General features: G+C 39.3%; 8 protein-coding genes. 3 read left to right on the top strand and 5 right to left on the bottom strand.

Annotated elements, in window-relative coordinates:
• The first annotated feature begins 229 nt into the window (after positions 1-229).
• Genes HMPREF0693_RS19795 through HMPREF0693_RS19805 form a run of 3 tightly spaced genes read left to right on the top strand, consistent with a single transcriptional unit; the run spans position 230 to position 14091 of the window.
• Complete coding sequence (locus HMPREF0693_RS19795; protein ID WP_236586730.1) at positions 230-1009, top strand: hypothetical protein; 780 nt, start codon at positions 230-232, stop codon at positions 1007-1009.
• Positions 972-5666, top strand: coding sequence for an MARTX multifunctional-autoprocessing repeats-in-toxin holotoxin RtxA (gene rtxA / locus HMPREF0693_RS19800; protein WP_004244075.1), 4695 nt, complete (start codon positions 972-974; stop codon positions 5664-5666). The genes HMPREF0693_RS19795 and rtxA overlap by 38 nt, the downstream gene beginning before the upstream one ends.
• Entirely contained in the window at positions 5626-14091 is an 8466-nt protein-coding gene (locus HMPREF0693_RS19805) for an alpha/beta fold hydrolase (protein ID WP_004244076.1), read from the top strand. Before rtxA ends, HMPREF0693_RS19805 begins: the two co-directional genes overlap by 41 nt.
• Before the next feature lie 212 nt (positions 14092-14303).
• Here HMPREF0693_RS19805 and lpdA read toward each other — a convergent pair whose 3' ends face one another.
• The 5 genes from lpdA to ampD form a co-directional block, all read right to left on the bottom strand.
• A complete protein-coding gene (gene lpdA / locus HMPREF0693_RS05565) occupies positions 14304-15731 on the bottom strand; it encodes a dihydrolipoyl dehydrogenase (RefSeq protein WP_004244077.1) in 1428 nt (475 codons plus the stop codon).
• 201 nt (positions 15732-15932) lie between these two features.
• Positions 15933-17804 (bottom strand): pyruvate dehydrogenase complex dihydrolipoyllysine-residue acetyltransferase, encoded by a 1872-nt coding sequence (gene aceF, locus HMPREF0693_RS05570; RefSeq protein ID WP_004244079.1) that lies wholly within the window; start codon positions 17802-17804, stop codon positions 15933-15935.
• A 12-nt stretch (positions 17805-17816) separates the two neighbouring features.
• Positions 17817-20483, bottom strand: coding sequence for a pyruvate dehydrogenase (acetyl-transferring), homodimeric type (gene aceE / locus HMPREF0693_RS05575; RefSeq protein WP_004244080.1), 2667 nt, complete (start codon positions 20481-20483; stop codon positions 17817-17819).
• 163 nt (positions 20484-20646) lie between these two features.
• On the bottom strand, positions 20647-21417 hold the full coding sequence (gene pdhR / locus HMPREF0693_RS05580) for a pyruvate dehydrogenase complex transcriptional repressor PdhR (RefSeq protein ID WP_012368227.1): 771 nt from the start codon (positions 21415-21417) through the stop codon (positions 20647-20649).
• Positions 21418-21743: 326 nt separating this feature from the next.
• Positions 21744-22286 carry a 1,6-anhydro-N-acetylmuramyl-L-alanine amidase AmpD gene (ampD, locus tag HMPREF0693_RS05585; protein WP_004244082.1) on the bottom strand — a complete coding sequence of 181 codons (543 nt, stop codon included), beginning with the start codon at positions 22284-22286 and terminating at the stop codon, positions 21744-21746.
• Positions 22287-22479 lie beyond the last annotated feature (193 nt).

Below are 22479 nucleotides of genomic sequence, written 5' to 3' on the forward strand. Positions count from 1 at the left end.
AACTTATTCATCATAAATTAACTCTTACCCTGTTTATTAATAACTGAAATAAATACAACTAATTAAAGAGAGGAAACGATTATTTACAATAATCTTCTCTCTTCAGGTTTTTTGTCTTAAAAAAGACAATTCAGTCAAGTCAGACGCTAGAAGGGTATATAGAGATGCTAGAACTACTGTATTTAAAAATTACTGTACTTTTTATTAAAAATAAGTTTGAGGGAAAATGATGTCAAAAATTTTAAAAGATTTAGAGTTTACTTTTACAGGAAAACGTTATGGTACAGATGGAAATGACGATATTGATGCCATAGGTTTTGGAGGGATCATTTATGCAGGAAAGGGACACGATACAATCACAGTCGGAACATTTGCAGTTACCGCTTACACCGGAGACGGGCACGATTTTGTCAGAGGGGGAAGTGCTTATCTTAAGATTATTGATGAGAACGGTGATTTAGATGTCAGTGGATTAAATGCATGGGGAGAAATTGAAAAGTCCGGTCATGGCGATCTGAAATATGTTGGTGCTTCTGCCGCGATTAAGATTAATCATACTGGATATGAATATGGAAATATCAATTATTCAGGAGCTGCTATTGCAAATATCATCACCCGTAAAGGCGCAATTAGTAATATCAACTACCAAGGTGCTGGCGGTTACAATCAAATTTGGCATGAAACCAATACTGGCAATATGACGTTTAAAGGGGGGGGAGGCTATAATAAATTGGTTCGTACTTGGTTTAATAGCTATCAAAATTCAAAAGGAAATATTAATTTTGAAGGATTAGGCGGAGGCAACGGAATCTTCTCTCGCGTTGAAACAGGTGATATTAAATTTACCGGAGGTGGCTTAGAAAACGTCTTAATACGCGAAGGTAAATCAGGCGATATCTTTATGTATGGAGCAGGAGCCAATAATAGGCTTACACGTATCAGCCGAAATACTGATACCTATAAAGAAACAAGTGGCAATATCTATTTTTCGGGGGGGGGGAGGTTATAATCATATCTATTCCAATATAGCACAAGGCAATATCACATTTTATGGAGCTGGGGCTTACAATGAGATCATTCGTACAACTCAAGTTCATCCTCATAATGATTTATTAGTTGAATATACGAAAGCTGAAAATATTTTTCTAACAAGTGCTTATATGTTAAATCTAGACTTAGATAAAAGTATTAATTTTCTAACAAGTGATAATAAGCAAAATTTCGAATCCGGTAAACCTGTTGAAGTAAAAGCGATTAAATCATTGCGAGAACCAAATACTTATTTGTTTAAAACACCGGGCCCAGGGGATACCAATTTATTCATATCAGACTATGGTCGTCGAGATTATACCTTTAATAAAGTCAAAATTTACAATGATCCTGAAACGGGAAAACTTCAATACGATTCCGAACTTTGGCGTATAACGCCTGATAGTGGGGACATTAGGAACATACGTTTTGATAAAAAAAATTTTGAGGATACCTATAATCTTAGTGTGGTCAATAATTGTTGGAATACATTAGAAAAACAAGAAATTATCGAATCACCACGTTTCACAAAAATAAATGCTGATAGCCACTATCAATTATCTAATTTAAAAGTATTTCAACACATTAATACAGAACAAATCCAAAGAAAGTCTCTAGAAACAATCAAGTTGGGCGTAGCACAAGAACTTTTTAAAGACGATAATTCTGCTGAATGCTCTGGTGATATCAATTTCACAGGTGGTGGCGCTGGTAATGTCATTAAATCTGATGTTACACAAGGTGATATCAATTTTACAGGTGGCGGCATAGCAAATGTAATAAAACATAACTCTAATTATGGTAATACCAACTTTACTGGTGGAGGCGCAGCCAACATCATTGTAAAAAAAGGTCAAAGAGGAGACCTAACATTTGATGGAGGAGGATTAGCAAATGTCTTACTACATCAAAGTAAAGAAGGAAGAATGAACATTAATGCTACTGGTGCCACGAATGTATTAATCCGAATTGGTGACGGTGAATATAAAGCACATCTTACGGCATTAGGGAATGTTTCTATTCACAAAGGACAAGGTGATAGTCATATCACAATGTTAGGAGGATTAAATACCCATACCCAGATTGATAGTCATCAGCGTGATAAGGCTTTATGGCGAGCATTAGGCGGACTTAATGTCATGACACAAGTCGGTGCTGGTACTATTACATCTTTACTCGGCGGCGGTGGAAATGTCCTGACTAAAATGGGTGAAGGCGACCTAAGTAGCATCATGTTAGGTGGTGCTAATATCATTACACATATCAGCAATAACAAAATAAAATCAAACACTTACACTATCACCCTAGGTGGATTAAATATTTTAACAAAAAAAGGTCAAGGTGATATTTTAGCCATAATGGGGGGAGGTGGCAATGTCCTAACACATATCGGAAACGGTAACATACATGGCGTTATGCTTGGAGGTGCCAATATCTTAACTAAAGTAGGTAATGGTGATCTTTCAGGCATTATGCTAGGTATTGGTAATGTACTAACACATGTTGGCGATGGGCAAACCCTAGGTATAATGGGCGCTGTGGGGAATATTTTCACTAAAGTCGGTAATGGAACCAGTATGGGTGCCATGGTCGGTGGTGGCAATATATTCACCCATATAGGTAATGGTGAAGCTTGGGCACTAATGGGAGGTTTAGGCAACGTCTATACCAAAATAGGCAATGGGAATACTTTGGCACTAATGATCGCCAAAGGGAATGTGTTCACTCATGTGGGTGATGGAATGTCGGTTGCTCTAATGTTAGCGATAGGCAATATAGCCACAAAAGTGGGCGATGGCATGACATTAGCTGCAATGATTGGCAGTGCTAATATTTTTACTCACATTGGGCATGAAGAAACCTTTGCTGCAATGGTGGGTAAAGGTAATGTCCTTACCAAAGTTGGCAATGGATTAACGTTGGGATTAATGCTAGGTGTGGCTAATATTTATACCCATGTCGGTGATGGCATTGGTATTGGGCTGTTTTCTGGTAAAGCAAATATCATGACCAAAGTGGGTAATGGAACCACATTATCAGCGATGTTTGGCAAAGCCAATATTATGACCCATATCGGTGATGGGATAACTGGCATACTTGCATTAGGCCAAGCCAATATCATAACAAAAGTGGGTGATGGCATTGCGGGAATCATTGCTGGTGCGAAAGGAAATATCGTTACTCATGTAGGTGATGGAATAACCGCTGCGATCCTCGGCGGAAAAGCGAATATTTTAACAAAAGTGGGTGATGGGCTCACCGTAGGTCTGCTGATTTCAAAGGTGGGAAATATTATGACCCATATTGGTAATAGCACCACGATTGGTTTTGCCAAAGGCAACGCCAATATCATCACAAAAGTAGGCTATGGTTTAGGCATTAATGCGGCATGGGGTAAAGCTAATATTTTCACTCATATCGGCGATGGTGAACGATATAACTTCGCCAAAGGAAATGCCAACATCATTACCAAAGTAGGTAATGGACAAGAAACCTCTGTTGTTAAAGGTAATATCAATATTATTACACACGTAGGTAGTGGAAATAATTATACTGGTGCATGGGGCAATGGGAATGTTGTAACACAAATTGGTGATGGTCGTCAGGTCGCCTTAGCAAAAGGTCATGCAAATATTGTCACTATGCTCGGAAAAGGTGACAACTATGGCATAGTTTGGGGTAAAGCCAATATTTCGACAAAAGTAGGTAATGGCACGCAAGTCACCATAGCAAAAGGCCAAGCAAATATTACAACAACCGTAGGTGATGGCCTAGGTGTTACCGTTACATACGGCAACGCAAATATCAATACTAAAGTGGGGAATGGTGTATCTGTAAACGTTGCTTGGGGGAAATATAACGTAAGTACCAAAGTGGGTGACGGCTTAAATGTTTCGGTCATGAAAGGTACCGCTAATGCAAATATCCATGTTGGTAACGGTTTAGGTATTAACGCCTCTTACGCAAAAAACAATGTCATCGTTAAAATTGGCAATGGTGATATCTACAGCTTATCGGTTGCTTCTAGTAATACTCAAAGTAATAAACTCGCTACTTTCTTCGGCAATATAAAACAGAGTGTACTTGGTGTGGTCGGGAGTCAGGCTATTAACTATTTAGTACAAGGTGATGATGTAACCACTTCCGGCTCCCGCAAAGGCAAAGGCGCTATTCATTTAATTGAAAAATCTTCAATCGACGGTTTCAAAATGAACAAAATCGACGAAGTGAAGAGTAACATTGATATAAATTTAAAAGGTCATATCACAGAGGTAGAAACCCCTAGTTTAAGTGATGTTAATACAGATGAATCCAACTTAACCAATAACAGTCCGAATTTGATCATAAATGGTGACTTTAAACATGGATTTAAACCTGTAACAGAAGGTTGGAATATTGCATATACTCAGGATAAAATTACAGCAATTAGCCAATATGGACATAGAGCCTCTATTGATACACCAACTAATACTAATAATAAAGATTATTGGGATGGTGGACTTATAGCAGAATACAAGGAAGAATATGAACCAAATATCGCTATATATCAAGATATTAGTGGTTTAATGCAAAATGAGGTGATTGAATTAAGTTTTGAGTATGAACGACAAGATAATACGCCAACAGAGAATAAATTAAGTGTTATCTGGAATGGTGAGGTTGTCTTCACTTCATCAAGTGATGATAAGTCAATAGCATGGCAACAACAACAAATTAAATTAACCGCAAATGCAGAAAATAATCGTCTTATTTTTACCATTCCAGGCTCTGATGGCTTGCAAGGAAATAATTACAGACTAAGAAATATTGTCGCTAAATCAGCTGTAGCAAATATAAACAAGCATATCTCAGATTCTGATGCGACAAAAAATGCCCTCGCTGACAAAAAGAAGGCAGATGCCAATCGTCAAAAACTAACTGATGAAAAACAACGCCTATTAGACCACATCTCTACCACACAGACTGAACTTGAATCGACCGATCACCTTGCACTGGAGAAAAACGGCCATAGAGAACGCGATGCCATTCTTGAAGAAGCTAATTCAGTAACACACAATTTGACCACAGTTGGTCAAACACTGGAAGTACTCAGCGAATATTCACAAGATGCCCCCCCCTCAGATCAACCATGGAGTGAGCCATTCGCGGAAGGAATTTTAAAGGATGTACAGAAGAGCTTAATTAATACTAAAAAAATTGTTTCAGTGCCTGTTAATAATATTAAAACTCAGTATGTTGCAAACCTTACAAAGGTGAAAAAATCGATAAAAAAATCGGAATATGGCGTTATTCAAAGTGAAGAACATTGTCAAGAAGTGCAACTCGATACTTCCAAAGCAAAAAATGATGCAGATAAAAGATACTCAGACGCGATAGATAAAAAAAATAGTGCTCAAATGGCAGAGAAAAAAGCATCAACCATGGTGGAAGATGCGAGATCACGAGGAGATACGGAGCAAAAAACAGCGACTAGCATATCGGATAAAGCACAAAAAGAAGCTAAATCTGTTCAACTGAAAGAAAGTGATAAACCTAATCGTCACAGGGCGCATGGTAGCGGTTTATCCGGAGAAGCGGCCTATGTAGAGGGGGCTGATGATAATCCATCCAGTTATATCAAACCAATATCAAACTAAAAAAAATGATGGTCGTTTCAATAATAAACTGACAACATTTAATCAGGAATTACTTGATGATGCTCAGCAAGCCATTAATCGTTTAAGCATTAATGCTGGGATCCGACAAAAATCGGCAAACGTTCTTCCCTCTTTTACATCAGACCTTAATGGAGATGACGTAGCAACCTATCAACAACCTTCTCTTCGTTCAGGCAATCTTCAATATCACAAAATAGGAGCTATCGCGGTCAATCTTTCTGGATTAGGCGAAAGCCCCATTTTTGAAACGCTAAAACAAAAATTCAATGTAAAAATTAAGAATAGAAATACTTACTTTACTTTTATTTTGGAAAAAAATAGTGGTCGTATCCAAAAAAATATTTATTTGGATAACATCAATGATCCCACTCAGCAAAAAATAATAGAACACTTTATTTTAGCTAATTATTCAAATTTTGAAGCAATGCCTAATGAACTTCATTTAGAAAATGACAAAATTAAATCAAGTCATAACAACAAAGATAGGATACTTGCAGAATACGTAGAACATAAATGGCAAATGCTAACTGATTCAAAAGTCATGTCAGTTGATGAACTACATAAAGTTGCAAGTGTTAAAGGCAAAATACAAGGCGAAAGTTATAAATCAATCATTACAACTCTCTCGGAATACCATGAAAAAGAATCGAATACAAACTGCTTACCAATAGAGAAATTGAGAGTGCTAGCTCAGTTGCGAAACCAAATTGATGGTTACCTATTAGGACACCCCGACTCTGAACGCAATGATGGATTGAAACAGTTACAAACTCAAGTCAATACACGTTATAAACACGCATCGGCTTTAATACAAGATAGTCACACCATCAACGCTGATAGCAGCTTTAGTCGCTTATACGATTCACTTTCAAATGCCAATTTAAAAAGAAGTAAACACATTTATATTGATATTAACGGACACTTTGTCACTGAAGGAAAAAACAATCTGCAAGGGAAAAATAGACTAACCAGCGGAAAAGAAGTGATTGAGCGAGTAAAAAATGCCGTAGAAAAAGAATATGGCGCACCGATTGCCAATAAAGTCTTCAGTCAATTTGCAAATAATGAATTCGCTGAAAACGGCGAGGGTATTGATGTTTCAGGGTTAAAAAAAATTCACAGAGCTATTGAGCGGGAACTATCTCCTCATAGTGCAACCTTATATATCTGGAAACCAAGCAATCATAGTAATTTGGGACACGCCACACTACAAATAGGTCAAGGTCGCTTACTGTTAAACACAGAAGACGCACAAAATAATCATAAAGAAAACTACATCAGTTGGTGGCCTAACAAGGCGAAGTCATATTTTGATGTGATGGGAGTCCCCTCACAACCAAAAGAGTCGTTAGCATCGGATGTTGCAGCAGAAGAAAATGATGGCTTTGGTTTAAATTACAAATATAAAGAACTAAACAGATATGACCGACTCATGAATATTGCGAAAGGTGAAACGGTCACCACTGCAGATGATTTATCTCTTGCAGACGCAAAAAATATATTGACGATCCCAAATTATATAGAAAATTCAAAAATACCGCGAACAATTGGACAGCCTTTTATTGATGAATGGGTAATAACTCAGAAAAAACTCAACAACATCGCCACAAATTTTCTAGAAGCTGTACAAGGTAAATTTAGTGGAAATACCATAACTATAAATGGTGCCATGATACTATTGACAGAGCCCACGTTACTATCAAAAAGAAAAATCCCACTTTCTGTTGCACAGCCTTTTATTGAACAATGGGATAATATAAAAACACAACAAGAAGATATATCTATTCAATTATTAAAAGCGATGAAGACTTGGATACAAGAAGGTAAGGATCCAACGTTAACGAAAAAACGAATTGCTTTAGTAGAAAACGAATTTGCTGAGCAAAAACAAAAAAGTATTGACAGATTTAAAACCAGCTTACCTGATGAAGGACGAGTATTCCGTATTAATTTAGAGGGGTTAGACGTTGCTGCTATGCAAGCTGAATGGCAACGAATTAAAAATTCACCTAATGGTCGTTATCATTTATTAACCCAAAATTGTTCGAGTATCGTAGCGAAAATTTTAAAAGCGGGTGGCGCAGATGAACTGATTGGCTATAACTGGCAACCTAAATATAATATTTGGACACCAAATCAAATGTTCGCATTTGCTCAAGAGTTACAAGAAGCGCAAATGGCACGACAACAAAGTAGAATGATTCCACCTAACTTACACGCGTTGTCAGGTTCTGAAAATATCCGTCAAGAGCTAGAAAACACCTCCCCTCTTATTTCTGCTGAACAAAAGCTCAATATTGTTTTTAGTGAACAGGAAACGGGTTTTCTACTGACACAAGCATCAGATGAAACGAATGAAAAATTTATTTATATAAAAAATGGAGATAATCAAGAACAACAAAAAATAATGAGTAATTTTATACTCACTCATTATCGTGATTTTGACTCTATCCCTGAGCAACTTTATTTCTTAGATAATACAATCGTGTCACTCGATAAAAACCATTCACGAATATTATCAGAAAAAGTCGGTGAAAATTGGCAACCTGTTGCCTATTCGAATCTAATGACTGCTGATGAATTAACCTCCGCTGCAGAGGTGACAGGAAAAGCACGCGGTGAAAATTATAAAGCGATCATTCAATCGCTTAGAGATTATGAATTACAAAGTACAAATACAAACAACACACCAATAGATATATTTCAGCAACTATCCACATTACGTATACAAATTAATAGTTATCTGCTTAAACACCCTGATTCAAAACGTAACGAAGCATTGCAACAATTACGCGACCAAGTTGATATACGTTATAAACATGCTTCTATCTTATTAAGTAATAGCCAGCAAGTTGATTCAAATAATACTTTTAGTTATTTATATGAGATTTTTTCAAATGCTAACTTAAAAATCAACAAACATATTTATCTTGATGAAAACGGCAACTTTGTTACAAAAGGGAAAAATAATTTACAAAACCAAGACAAACTTATCAGTGGTAAAAATGCAATCACAAGCATTAAAAGATTGGTCGAAAAAGAGTATGGCAGTGAAATTACCAATCAGGTATTTAATCAATTTACAGAAAATGAATTTGCCCAAAATGGCCATGGTATTGACCTGTCAGGATTGAAAAAAATTCACCAAGCAATTGAACAACAAGTTTCACCAATCAGTTCTACACTATATATCTGGAAGCCCAGCAAACATAGTCGCTTGGGACATGCTGCGCTACAAATAGGTTCTGGGCGCTTACAATTAGATAGCGATAGTGTGCAGGATAACCATGATAATAATTATGTCAGTTGGTGGCCTGCCGGGAGCAAATCGCTCGCAAACCCACTGAATATTACAACAGAAAAAAATCCTGATTTAAAATTACGCTGGTATGATTTAAGCCAACCAGTGAGTCGCTCAACAAATTTCATGACTTTACAAATTGATATTCAAGAAGAGGAAAAGACGAATTTCAAATTAAATAAAGATGAAGGGGAAAATGACAGACAGTTAAAAGAATTTAGAGATAAAACGAATCTTACCCGAGGTCTCGAAAATATTACACCTGAAATCGCAGGCTTACTGTTGAATGCTCCTCATTGGATACCAGAAACACTTATCCCACCTGAAATTTCACACCCCTTTATTAAACAGTGGAAAAGCCCAAATAGTAATCTACTTGAAGTATCAACAAACTTTTCAATCGCAGTGAAAAACTGGCTAAAAGTCGCCTTTCCAACAGCGATGATTAACCAAACCTTTGCATTGGAAATCAAGAAAATTAAAGAAATTGAAGACCGAAAAACAGAAAATTTCAAAACAAGTGTCGCTGATGATACAAATGATGGCGTGGTGTTTCGCATTAATCTAGAGGGACTTGATGCCGCCGCCATGCAAAAAGAGTGGAAGCGCATTAATAGCCAGTCTGATCCTCGTTACCAATTATTAACCAAGAACTGTTCTAGTATTGTTGCTAGAATATTAAAAGCAGGCGGAGCAGATCAACTGATTGGTCATCATTGGAAACCTCGATTTGGCATATGGACACCAAATGAGTTGTATAAATTTTCTCAAAAGATACAGGAAGCACGCTTAGCCCAAATTGCGGTACAACAAGGCAAACCTATACATTCTAATTTACAAGCATTATCAGACCACAATAAAGTGGCTATTGATAATGACGGTACATCACCAAACGAGAGAAAAAATCTTAGCCCATTAACACGTTTTTTTAATGATCATTTTTTCGGCAGCTATGAACGTCGTAGAGACATGACAACGGTGATGAGAATAAAAAATGAAGAAAAAATAACATTAAAAGGGGATGCAGGCCGTCTTACAGGATCATATTACAGAGGAAACGACAATATTCCAGAAGCTACCGATAAGAAAGTAGTACTATTTTTACATGGTTCAAATTCCCCTACCGAAAAACAATCCTCTAGTTTTTATCATTATTATAACCAACAAGGCATCGATATGTTAGCGATTAACATGAGAGGGTTTGGCGAAAGCGATGGCTCGCCAACAGAGCAAGGAATGTATGCTGATGCACAAACCATGTTCCGTTATCTCGTTAATGATAAAGGTATCGATCCTAAAAATATTATTATTCATGGTTATTCCATGGGGGCACCAATTGCGGCTAAATTAGCCAGCGATATTTCAGCTAACGGTCAGCATATAGCTGGGCTATTCTTAGATAGACCAATGCCAAGTATGTCAAAAGCAATTGAATCTTATGATGAATATAGCCTTAAGAAATTGACTGGACAACTCGCAAAAAAAATCAATGGCCAATTCTCCGTAGAAAAAAATCTACAGGGTTTCTCAAAAGATATCCCCATTATATTGCTCACTGACTGTGGCGAGCTGGGCATTGGTGGTGAAAAAATGCGCACTAAATTACTTGATAAAGGATATCTAGTTAAAGGAGAAAGAACCGATGTTTCTCATTTAGAGAGCCTTAAGTTGATGAATCAATACGGTAAACAAATAATATCAAGTTTACTATCCCCAGAGTATGTAAATAACACCAATCACAGAAATGCGTTAGATTCGATACAAAACCCGATAAAAAAGAATAAGGTGACTGATTGGGGGATGGTATATGTAAAACCCAATGATAATGGGGGTGATAGTCGTTTTGATAGCCAGATTATTATCCAAACAGAGGATGATCCGATAGTCGCTCAAGCAGCTTCGGCACTTGCCGCTAAACATGCCAAAAATAGTATCGTGGTACAATTGGATGCCGATGGTCATTACCGCGTAGCTTATGGCGACCCAGCACAACTTTCAGGTAAAATACGTTGGCAGCTTGTTGGCCATGGTCGTGAAACAACCGAAAATAATCATTTACGCCTTAGCAACTACAATGCTGATGAGCTTTCCAATCAATTGGTTAAATTCAATACCGTATTCAGCAAAGAAAATAATATCAATACAACTCCTGAACATATCAGTATTGTCGGTTGTTCATTAATAAGTAATGACAAGCAGGCAGGATTTGCCCACCAGTTTATCAATGCATTAGATCAACAAGGCATTCGTAGTAGCGTTTCTGCTCGAGTAACAGAGGTCGCCGTTGATAGCAATGGTCACAAATACACCAAAGATAACAACGGAGAGTGGGTAGCCAAACAAAACCAAAACAAGGTAGTGTTAAATTGGAATAAAGAAGGCAAAATCACGACTGAATTTGAGCAAATACATAATGGTGTTGCTGAAGGTGATATTGATTTGACTAAAATAGGTGCTTCAGCTGACAACAAAGTACGTGGCGCAATTGCAGATAATAATGAAGTCTTTACCGCCCCCAAAAAAGGTAAAAAATCAACCAAACAAAGCTCATCAGGAAGTGATAATTCATCACTAAGCTATTCTGGCAATATCCAAGTCAGTGTGGGTGACGGCGAGTTTACAACGGTTAATTGGGGAACCTCTAATCTTGGGATCAAAGTAGGTACTGGCGGATTTAAATCACTGGTTTTCGGTGATAACAATGTGATGGTACACGTTGGTAATGGTGATAGTAAACATAGTGTTGATATTGCTGGCTATCAAGCTTTCGAAGGTATGCAATTATTTGTTGGTACACGTAACGTCAGCTTTAATCTGGGGCGTAGTAATGATCTTATTGTGATGTTAGAAAAATCAATTCCAACCCCTCCACTGATCAACCCTTTTGATGGTGCTGCTAGAATCACCAAAGTTCTAAAGTCAATCGCATGCTCAGGTGAAAATAATGATAATGATTGGTTGTCGGTACAAAACGATCAGTGGACACTCGCTGGCGCTAAAAAATTTGCCATAGATATGTCAGGAATAGACCAAACGAGCAATGTTGACTATAAAACACTGACTGATCTGAATTCACAGAATAAGCGTAGTAGCCGTGGATTAAAGAGTGATCTAGAAGCCACACTAAACAAAAAATATAACCAGTGGTTAGGTGGTAGTGGCAATAACAACGAGATGGGAAAAATCAGCCGAGCTGAGCAACTTCGTCAACTAGATAGTAAAATCGCTTTTAATTTCGCCATTGGTGGTCAAGGTGCTGATATTCAAGTTACTGCCGGGAATTGGAACTTGATGTTTGGTGATAATATCCAGTCTATTATAGACACTAATCTTGGCTCATTATTTGGCTTAATGACGCAGCAATTTACAGCAACTGGTATGGTGGAAACCACCTTTACTTATACCCCCCAAAACTTACCAACTAAGTTAAAAAATAAATTGCTAGGTCGGTTAGCCAGCGTGAGTTCAGACACGACTCTGGGGGATATTTTTGGAGTAGACTCTACCACAGATGGAAAAATAATCTCTCGTAATGGTGAGCCCATTGATGTTGTCGCTATTTTGAAAGATATGCTCGCTGTAGTGACTGAGTTTGGAGGTGAAAAACTGTCCGCATTTACTGATCCGACTAAATTATTAGATAACCTCCAATCATCTATTAATCTGGGCAAGGATGGTATTATTTCATTTGCTGAAAGCCATGGTTTAAAAGAAAAAGCGACAGAAGATCAACAAAATGAATCTGAAGTTTCAATTAATGCCCAAACACCAATAACAACGAGTCAAACTGAAAATAGCAAGATCACAGAGGAAAATGATCGCCCTTTCGGCTTCAATTCGCTAAATATCCCCAATCTATTTGCCACAATCTTTAATAAAGATAAACAAACAGATATGCGTGATCTCGCAGAAAACCTCAAAGAAAATTTAGCAGCTGATGTACTGAACATGGAGAAGAAAACGCTCGATTTCTTGCGTAATAGTGGTCATTTAAAAGGCGATGGTGACATACATGTCTCTCTTGGCAACTATAATTTCAACTGGGGGGGAGATGGTAATGATCTCGGCGCTTACCTAGGAGATAATAATAATTTTTGGGGTGGGCGTGGTTCAGATACTTTCTATGCAACGGGGATCTCAAATATTTTTACTGGGGGTTACGGAAATGATCTCGGCGTCTTGATGGGGCGCTCAAACATGATGTTTGGAGGCGATGGAGATGACACTGCTATTATCGCCGGTCGGATCAATAATGTCTATTTAGGTGACGGACTCGATAAAGCATTTGTCTTTGGGGAAGGCGGTGAAATTCACACTAATGCAGGTAATGACTATGCTGTCACTACCGGTAACTACAATCGCATTTTCAGTGGTAGTGAACAAGATTTTGTTGTCACAATTGGTAACCACAACCAAATATCCTTAGAAGAAGGCAATGATTTTGCCAAAATTTTTGGTAACTACAATAGGTTGAATGGAGGGGGCGGTGATGACGAAATTCAACTAATGGGTTATCACGCCGTAGTTGATGGAGGCGATGGAAATGATCAACTAATTGCAGCTTCATTCTCGAAATTTAGCCTTCTTAATGGTAATACAGGTAATGATATTATCATATTAGGTGGATATCAGAACCACTTCAAAGGTGGAAACGGTATCGATAGCTTCCTGATTAATAATAATGTGATTGATTGTTATATAGACGATATTAGCCAAGAAGATAATATTGTACTTGGAGATATTGATTGGAATAAATTATGGTTTGAACGCAGTGGCTATGATTTAAAGATCTCACATATTCGCTTCCCACAAAATACAGGGGAACAAGCCACATTTGAGCGCATTGGCTCAACTACTTTTACTGATTATTTCAATGGTAATCAGGCAAAAATCGTTATCGCAATGACTGATAAAGATCACTCTGATCAGCGCGAATATACGGCTTTATCAAGCAATGCACTCGCTATTCAAATTCAGGCCATGAGTACATTTCCTATGAAGGCAGGCGCATCCGGATTTTTCGATAATATAAGTGATGAGGCTAAACAAATGATAGCCGTAGCTTGGACAGATACAATTTCAGGAAAAGGCATATTAGTGTAGTTTAACCATACTCTATAACTATAATAAATCCTCTCCGTTGGATATGAACTGTGACGCGAGAGGTTTTTATCTTAAGAGTACTCTCAATGGAAAAATAATATCGTATCAAATTAAATTCCTATGTTGTTTAATCCATCATAATGAAAAAAGAGCCAAGCTCATAATGAACTTGGCTCTTAACATTTACACTTTGTCTTGATTATAAAATCAACTTATTTTTTCTTTTTCGCTTTTGGATTTGGCAGGTCAGTGATGCTACCTTCAAATACTTCCGCAGCCATACCGATTGATTCGTATAGCGTTGGGTGAGCGTGGATGGTTAATGCGATATCTTCAGCATCACAACCCATTTCAATAGCTAGACCAATTTCACCTAACAGTTCACCACCATTAGAGCCGACAATTGCCCCACCGATAACACGGTTGGTTTCTTTGTCAAAAATCAGTTTAGTCATACCATCTGCACAGTCTGATGCAATTGCACGACCAGATGCTGCCCAAGGGAAAGTTGCTACTTCATAGCTAACACCTTTCTCTTTCGCTTCTTTTTCAGTCATACCAACCCATGCAACTTCTGGCTCAGTATAAGCGATTGATGGAATAACTTTAGGATCAAAGTAATGTTTCTTACCAGAGATAACTTCCGCAGCAACGTGACCTTCATGAACACCTTTGTGTGCCAGCATTGGTTGACCAACAATATCACCAATAGCAAAGATGTGAGGTACATTAGTACGCATTTGTTTATCAACATGGATAAAGCCACGATCATCAACTTCAATACCAGCTTTACCTGCGTCTAATAATTTACCATTTGGTACACGACCGATAGCAACTAATACAGCATCATAACGTTGAGGCTCAGCAGGTGCTTTTTTGCCTTCCATTGTGACATAGATACCATCTTCTTTTGCTTCAACGGCGGTCACTTTGGTTTCTAGCATCAGATTGAATTTTTTGCTGATACGTTTAGTAAAGACTTTAACTACGTCTTTATCTGCCGCTGGGATAACTTGGTCGAACATTTCAACCACGTCAATTTGTGAACCCAACGCATGATAAACAGTACCCATTTCCAAACCGATGATCCCACCACCCATGACCAGTAAACGCTCTGGTACTGTTTTCAGTTGTAGTGCATCTGTTGAATCCCACACACGTGGATCTTCATGTGGAATAAAAGGTAATTCGATTGGACGAGAGCCTGCGGCAACGATAGCATTTTCGAAAGTGATTGTTGTTGTACCTTCACTACCTTCAACAGACAATGTATGTGAGCCTGTGAATCGAGCTTCGCCGTTAACAACATTTACTTTACGGCCTTTAGCCATGCCAGCTAAGCCACCGGTTAACTGAGAAATAACTTTGTCTTTCCAGATGCGAATTTTGTCGATATCTGTTTTCGGTGCATCAAAAACGACACCGTGTTCAGATAATGCTTTCGCTTCTTCGATTACTTTAGCAACGTGGAGTAACGCTTTAGAAGGGATACACCCCACGTTCAGACAAACACCACCTAATGTAGAGTGACGTTCAACTAAAACTGTATCTAAACCTAAGTCAGCGCAACGAAACGCCGCGGAATAACCCGCAGGGCCTGCACCGAGAACCACTACCTGTGCTTTAATTTCAGTACTCATCGTGACCTCATTATTTATTTGTCCGGCGAGTCAGACGATAATCCATATTTAACACCGAGACTTACATACCGCATGCAGTTTACAGAAATGTTAATAAACTGAAAAGCGCTCTAACATGACAGATCTCACAACCTAGAATGTATGACTGCAAAATCTGTCACGGCAATCAGAGAAACCGGTGCTTAGCACCGGTTTAGATGATTACATTACCAAACGACGTAAATCGCTCATGTACTGATTAATCAGAGTGATAAATCGAGCACCGTCAGCACCATCAATCACACGGTGATCGAAAGATAATGACATTGGTAACATTAAGCGTGGTACGAACTCTTTACCGTTCCAGACTGGTTTCATCGAAGAACGAGACAGTCCCATAATCGCAACTTCTGGCGCATTAACGATTGGTGCAAAACCGGTAGTACCGATACCACCAAGGCTAGAAATAGTGAAGCATCCACCTTGCATATCAGATGCAGTCAGTTTACCTGCACGTGCTTTCTTAGAAACTTCTGCTAATTCATAAGAGAGTTCTAAGATGCCTTTTTTGTTTACATCTTTAAACACAGGTACAACTAAACCATTAGGTGTATCTACTGCGATACCGATGTTAATGTATTTTTTCAGGATCAGTTTTTGTCCATCTTCTGAAATTGAGCTGTTAAAGCGAGGCATATCAGCCAGAGCTTTAGCGGCTGCTTTCATCACGAAGACTAATGGCGTGATCTTAACATCCAGTTTTTTCTTCTCAGCTTCTTTATTTTGCTGTTTACGGAATTCTTCAACCTCAGTGATATCTGCTTCATCAAACAGGTTAACATGAGGGATCACCACCCAGTTACGGCTTAAGTTAGCGCCAGAGATTTTCTGGATACGGCCCAATTCAACTTCTTCAATTTCACCAAATTTACTGAAGTCAACTTTCGGCCAAGGCAACATACCTGGTAATCCACCACCGGCATTAGCAGGTGCAGATTCAGCACGTTTAATTAACTCTTTCACATAAGACTGAACGTCTTCACGTAAGATACGTCCTTTACGACCGGTTCCTTTAACTTTCGCTAAGTTCACACCGAATTCACGTGCTAAACGGCGGATAACAGGTGTTGCATGGACATAAGCTTCGTTTTCAACAAATTCTTCTTTTGCTACTGGTGCAGAAGCAGGCGCTTTTGCTGGAGCAGAAGGTGCTGGTGCTGCTGATGTAGACGCTGCAGGCGCTGCTGGCGCTTGTGCTGCTGGTGCGGCACCGGCAACTTCAAAGGTCATGATCAGTGAGCCTGTTTTCACTTTATCACCGACAGCAATTTTGATCTCTTTTACTACACCGGCAAAAGGTGCTGGAACTTCCATAGAAGCTTTATCACCTTCAACCGTGATCAGAGATTGCTCTTCAGCAATGGTATCACCCACTTTCACCATCACTTCGGTGACTTCAACTTCATCACCACCGATATCTGGCACATTAACATCTTTAATAGCAGAGGCTGCTGGTGCTGATGCTGCAGGAGCCGGAGCTGATGCAGAAGGTGCTGGCGCGCTACCTGCTACTTCAAATACCATGATAAGAGAGCCTGTGCTCACTTTATCACCGACAGCAATTTTGATCTCTTTTACTACGCCAGCAAAAGGTGCTGGGACTTCCATTGAAGCCTTGTCACCTTCAACCGTGATCAGAGATTGCTCTTCTGCAATGGTATCACCTACATTGACCATCACCTCGGTGACTTCAACTTCATCACCACCGATATCTGGTACATGAACTTCTTTCAGTTCGCTCGCAGCAGGTGCGGCAGCAGAAGGCGCAGGAGCGGCTTCTTGAGCGGGTGCCTGAGCACCCTCTTCAGTATCAAAGATCATGATAAGAGAGCCAGTTTCGACTTTGTCGCCCACGGCAATTTTGATCTCTTTAACAATACCCGCTTGTGGTGATGGCACTTCCATAGACGCTTTATCGCCTTCTACGGTGATCAAGGATTGTTCTTCCTCAATACGATCACCGACTTTCACCATCACTTCGGTGACTTCAACTTCATCTGCACCGATATCAGGGACTTTAATTTCAATAGACATTCACTTTACCTCTTACGCCAGACGTGGGTTTACTTTTTCAGGGTTGATGTTGTATTTTTTGATTGCTTCTTCAACAACCTTCACATCAATCTCACCACGTTTAGCTAATTCGCCTAATGCAGCAACAATCACATAAGAAGTATCAACTTCAAAGTGGTGACGCAGATTTTCACGGCTATCTGAACGACCGAAACCATCTGTACCTAAGACACGATAGTCGTCAGCTGGCACATAAGTGCGAACTTGTTCTGCAAACAGTTTCATATAGTCTGTTGAAGCAACAGCTGGTGCATCATTCATGATTTGAGCAATGTATGGTACACGAGGCTCTTCTGATGGATGTAGCATGTTCCAACGTTCACAATCTTGACCATCACGAGCCAATTCAGTGAATGATGTTACACTGTACACATCGGAACCAATACCATATTCAGTTGACAGAATTTGTGCCGCTTCACGTACGTGACGTAAAATAGAGCCAGAACCCAGTAACTGAACTTTACCTTTCGCGCCTTCCAGAGATTCCAGTTTATAGATACCTTTACGGATACCCTCTTCTGCTCCAGCTGGCATTGCTGGCATATGATAGTTTTCGTTTAACGTTGTGATGTAGTAATAAACGTTTTCTTGTTTATCACCATACATACGCTCTAAACCATCTTGCATAATGACAGCAACTTCATACGCGAAGGCCGGATCGTAAGAGATACAGTTAGGAATAGTCAGTGATTGAATATGGCTATGACCATCTTCGTGTTGTAAACCTTCACCGTTTAGCGTTGTACGACCTGAAGTACCACCAATTAAGAAACCGCGTGCTTGTTGGTCACCCGCAGCCCAACATAGGTCACCAATACGTTGGAAACCAAACATTGAGTAGTAGATATAGAATGGGATCATTGGCAAGTTGTTAGTGCTGTAAGATGTTGCAGCCGCTAACCAAGATGCACCCGCACCCAGTTCGTTAATACCTTCTTGCAGGATCTGACCTTTAACGTCTTCTTTATAGTAAGCAACTTGCTCACGATCTTGAGGCGTATATTGCTGGCCATTCGGGCTGTAGATACCGATTTGACGGAACAGACCTTCCATACCAAAAGTACGTGCTTCATCAGCAATAATAGGGACTAAACGATCTTTAATAGATTTGTTTTTCAACATTACGTTCAACGCACGAACGAATGCGATAGTAGTAGAAATCTCTTTAGATTGTTCTTCTAATAACTGGCTGAAATCTTCCAGTGTAGGAATTTCTAATTTTTCATCAAAACGAGTACGACGAGCAGGTAAGTAACCTTCTAGTTCCTGACGGCGAGCATGCAGATATTTGTACTCTTCTGAATCTTTATCAAAAGTGATATAAGGCAGTTCTGCTACTTTCTCATCGCTAACAGGGATATTGAAACGATCACGGAAATGTTTCACACCGTCCATGTTCATTTTTTTCACTTGGTGAGCGATGTTTTTACCTTCTGCCGTTTCACCCATACCATAACCTTTGATGGTCTGAGCTAAAATAACGGTTGGTTTATCTTTGGTTTCTTTGGCTTTTTGGAATGCCGCAAAAACTTTCTTCGGATCGTGACCACCACGGTTTAACGCCCAAATTTCGTCATCAGTCATATCTTTAACTAATGCGGCAGTTTCTGGGTAACGATTGAAGAAATGCTCACGAACATAAGCACCGTCACGAGATTTGAAAGTCTGGTAGTCACCATCCAGTGTTTCATTCATTAACTGGATCAGTTTACCGGAAGTGTCTTTACGTAGTAGTGCATCCCAACGGTCGCCCCACATCACTTTGATCACGTTCCAGCCAGCACCGGCGAAGATACCTTCTAATTCGTTAACAATTTTGCCGTTACCTGTAACTGGGCCATCAAGACGCTGTAAGTTACAGTTAACCACGAAGCACAGGTTATCTAATTTTTCGCGTACAGCGATAGTGATAGCACCTTTAGATTCTGGCTCGTCCATTTCACCATCACCTAAGAACGCATAAACACGTTGCTTAGTGGTATCTTTTAAGCCACGGTGATCTAAGTATTTCAAGAATTTTGCTTGATAAATCGCAGATAGTGGCCCCAAGCCCATTGAAACGGTTGGGAACTGCCAGAATTCAGGCATTAATTTAGGGTGTGGATAAGAGGATAAACCTTTACCACCAATTTCTTGACGGAAGTTATTTAATTGCTCTTCAGTCAGACGCCCTTCTAAGAATGCACGTGCGTAGATCCCCGGAGAGATATGACCTTGGAAGTAAACTAAGTCACCGCCATCATTGTCATTATGAGCACGGAAGAAGTGGTTAAAGCAAACTTCATATAAAGTTGCAGAAGACTGGTATGACGCCATGTGTCCGCCGAGTTCCAAATCTTTTTTGGACGCGCGCAGAACCATCATTACTGCGTTCCAGCGAATAGCAGAACGGATACGACGTTCCAATTCCAGATTGCCAGGGTAAGCGGGTTCATCTTCAACAGGAATAGTATTGATATAATCACTGTGTACAGAGCCACCTAAAGCAATATCAAGACCGCCATTACGGGCTTGTTTTAATACCTGATCAATCAGGAACTGTGCACGCTCAACACCTTCTTCACGGATGACCGAGTCGATCGCTTGTAACCAATCGCGAGTTTCGATCGGATCCACGTCATTTTTCAGCATATCTGACATGGTGTATTCCTTATCTGTTATCTGTTTCTAATGGTTATAGGAGCCTATCTTCCCGTGATACCACGGGGATATGACGGGAAGATAGGCCCTGCTGTTATTACCGCTACCCCTGAATATTGCAGGGAGATAGGTAGTACAGACTCAGCGGTCAGGATCTGTGCTACTAAAATAAATCAGGATGTTGTTGGAGCCGGCGCAAAGAACGCTCACGACGAGTATGTTCACGACTCATATCCAACAAAACATCTTCAATAAAGGCCAGATGGCGGTGTGAAGCTTCACGGGCGGCTTCTGGCTCTCTATTAATAATCGCCTGATAAATCTGTGTGCGATGCTCACTTACAGCAGTTAACATCTCTTTACGTGTATAAAGAAACTCAAAATTTTGTCGGATATTCTGCTCAAGCATTGGCACCATACACCTTAATAAGTGTAGCAAAACGACATTATGAGCAGCTTCCGTAACGATTAATTGGTATTGCAATACCGCATCCGACTCCGCCGCGATATCCCCTTTATCATGAGCATCAATAATGCGAGCATGACTGGCTTTAATACGCTCAAGATCATCATCAGTACCGCGTAATGCAGCATAATAAGCCGCAATACCTTCAAGGGCATGGCGTGTTTCTAACAGATCAAATTGAGATTCTGGATGCCCACTGAGGAGTTGAGCGAGAGGATCGCTAAAGCTTTGCCAAAGGTTATCTTGCACAAAGGTTCCACCACCTTGGCGGCGTAATAAAAAACCTTTTGCTTCCAATTTTTGGATTGCTTCACGCAATGAAGGACGCGATACATCAAATTGCTTTGCCAGCTCACGTTCAGGCAGGAGTTTTTCCCCCGGACGTAGGGTGCCTTCTAAAATAAGATGCTCAAGTTGTTGTTCTATCACATCAGAAAGCTTTGGTTGGCGGATCTTTGTGTAAGCCATATTGCTAGAAGCCATTATTGGATAACTATTACCTTGGTTATTGAAATGTCAATTGGTAATACCAATTTAATGTAATGGATAATAAAGTAACAAAGTATTTACTAACTGTCCATACAGTTGTTGAGCGAAATCATAAAAACCTGCAAATTTTAACAAATTATTTGATAAATTCATCAAATTTGATAACTAGATCGCATTATTAGAAAAGATTAAAAACACTATTTTTTAACATTGATTAAACACATAAACAGTCATACTGAAGCGTGACAGCATTCATATATTGATTATCAATGCAAAAATATCAATTATTAATGCATTTTGTTGTGTTATTTTGCTAATAGTGCTCGGTAATATGACCAATTAAAATGAGGTCCTGGATCTGTTTTCCGACCAGGTGCGACATCACTATGTCCGGTAATATTTTCTTTAATGCCCGGATAGTGTTCAATAAGTTGCTGAGTGAGTGTCGATAATTGCTGATATTGCAGCGGCGTAAAGTCACACTCATCGGTTCCTTCTAGCTCAATACCAATCGAGAAATCATTGCATTTCTCTCGCCCTTTATAGAAGGAAACCCCGGCATGCCACGCTCGTGCCGTAAAAGGCACATATTGCACAATTTCACCATCACGGCGAATTAAACAGTGCGCAGAAACACGCAGGTGCGCAATCTCATTAAAAAAAGGATGATCATCAACAGCAAGCGTATTGGTAAACAGTTGATCAATATAAGGTCCACCGAATTGCCCAGGAGGAAGACTGATATTGTGGATAATCAACAATGAAGGGATTTCACCTTCAGGTCTATTGTCATAATTTGGCGATGGAACGAGCTTTACTCCCGTTAGCCAGCCTTGCTTAATCTCCACAACACCCCTCTTTTTTCTACATTTAAAATCATATTAGCTATTTTTATTAATAATATCCGCCAATTAATGCGAACTTGCTCTCAATAATAGTGGTTAATTTTGTATCACGCCTTTTTCTTTTCGATATTTTACTCAATTCTTAGCTTCTCTATTCGCCAATAAAACGCTTTTTTCTCATACTTCAACAGGTTAT

The organism is Proteus mirabilis ATCC 29906 (assembly GCF_000160755.1).
Classification (GTDB): Bacteria; Pseudomonadota; Gammaproteobacteria; order Enterobacterales; family Enterobacteriaceae; genus Proteus; species Proteus mirabilis.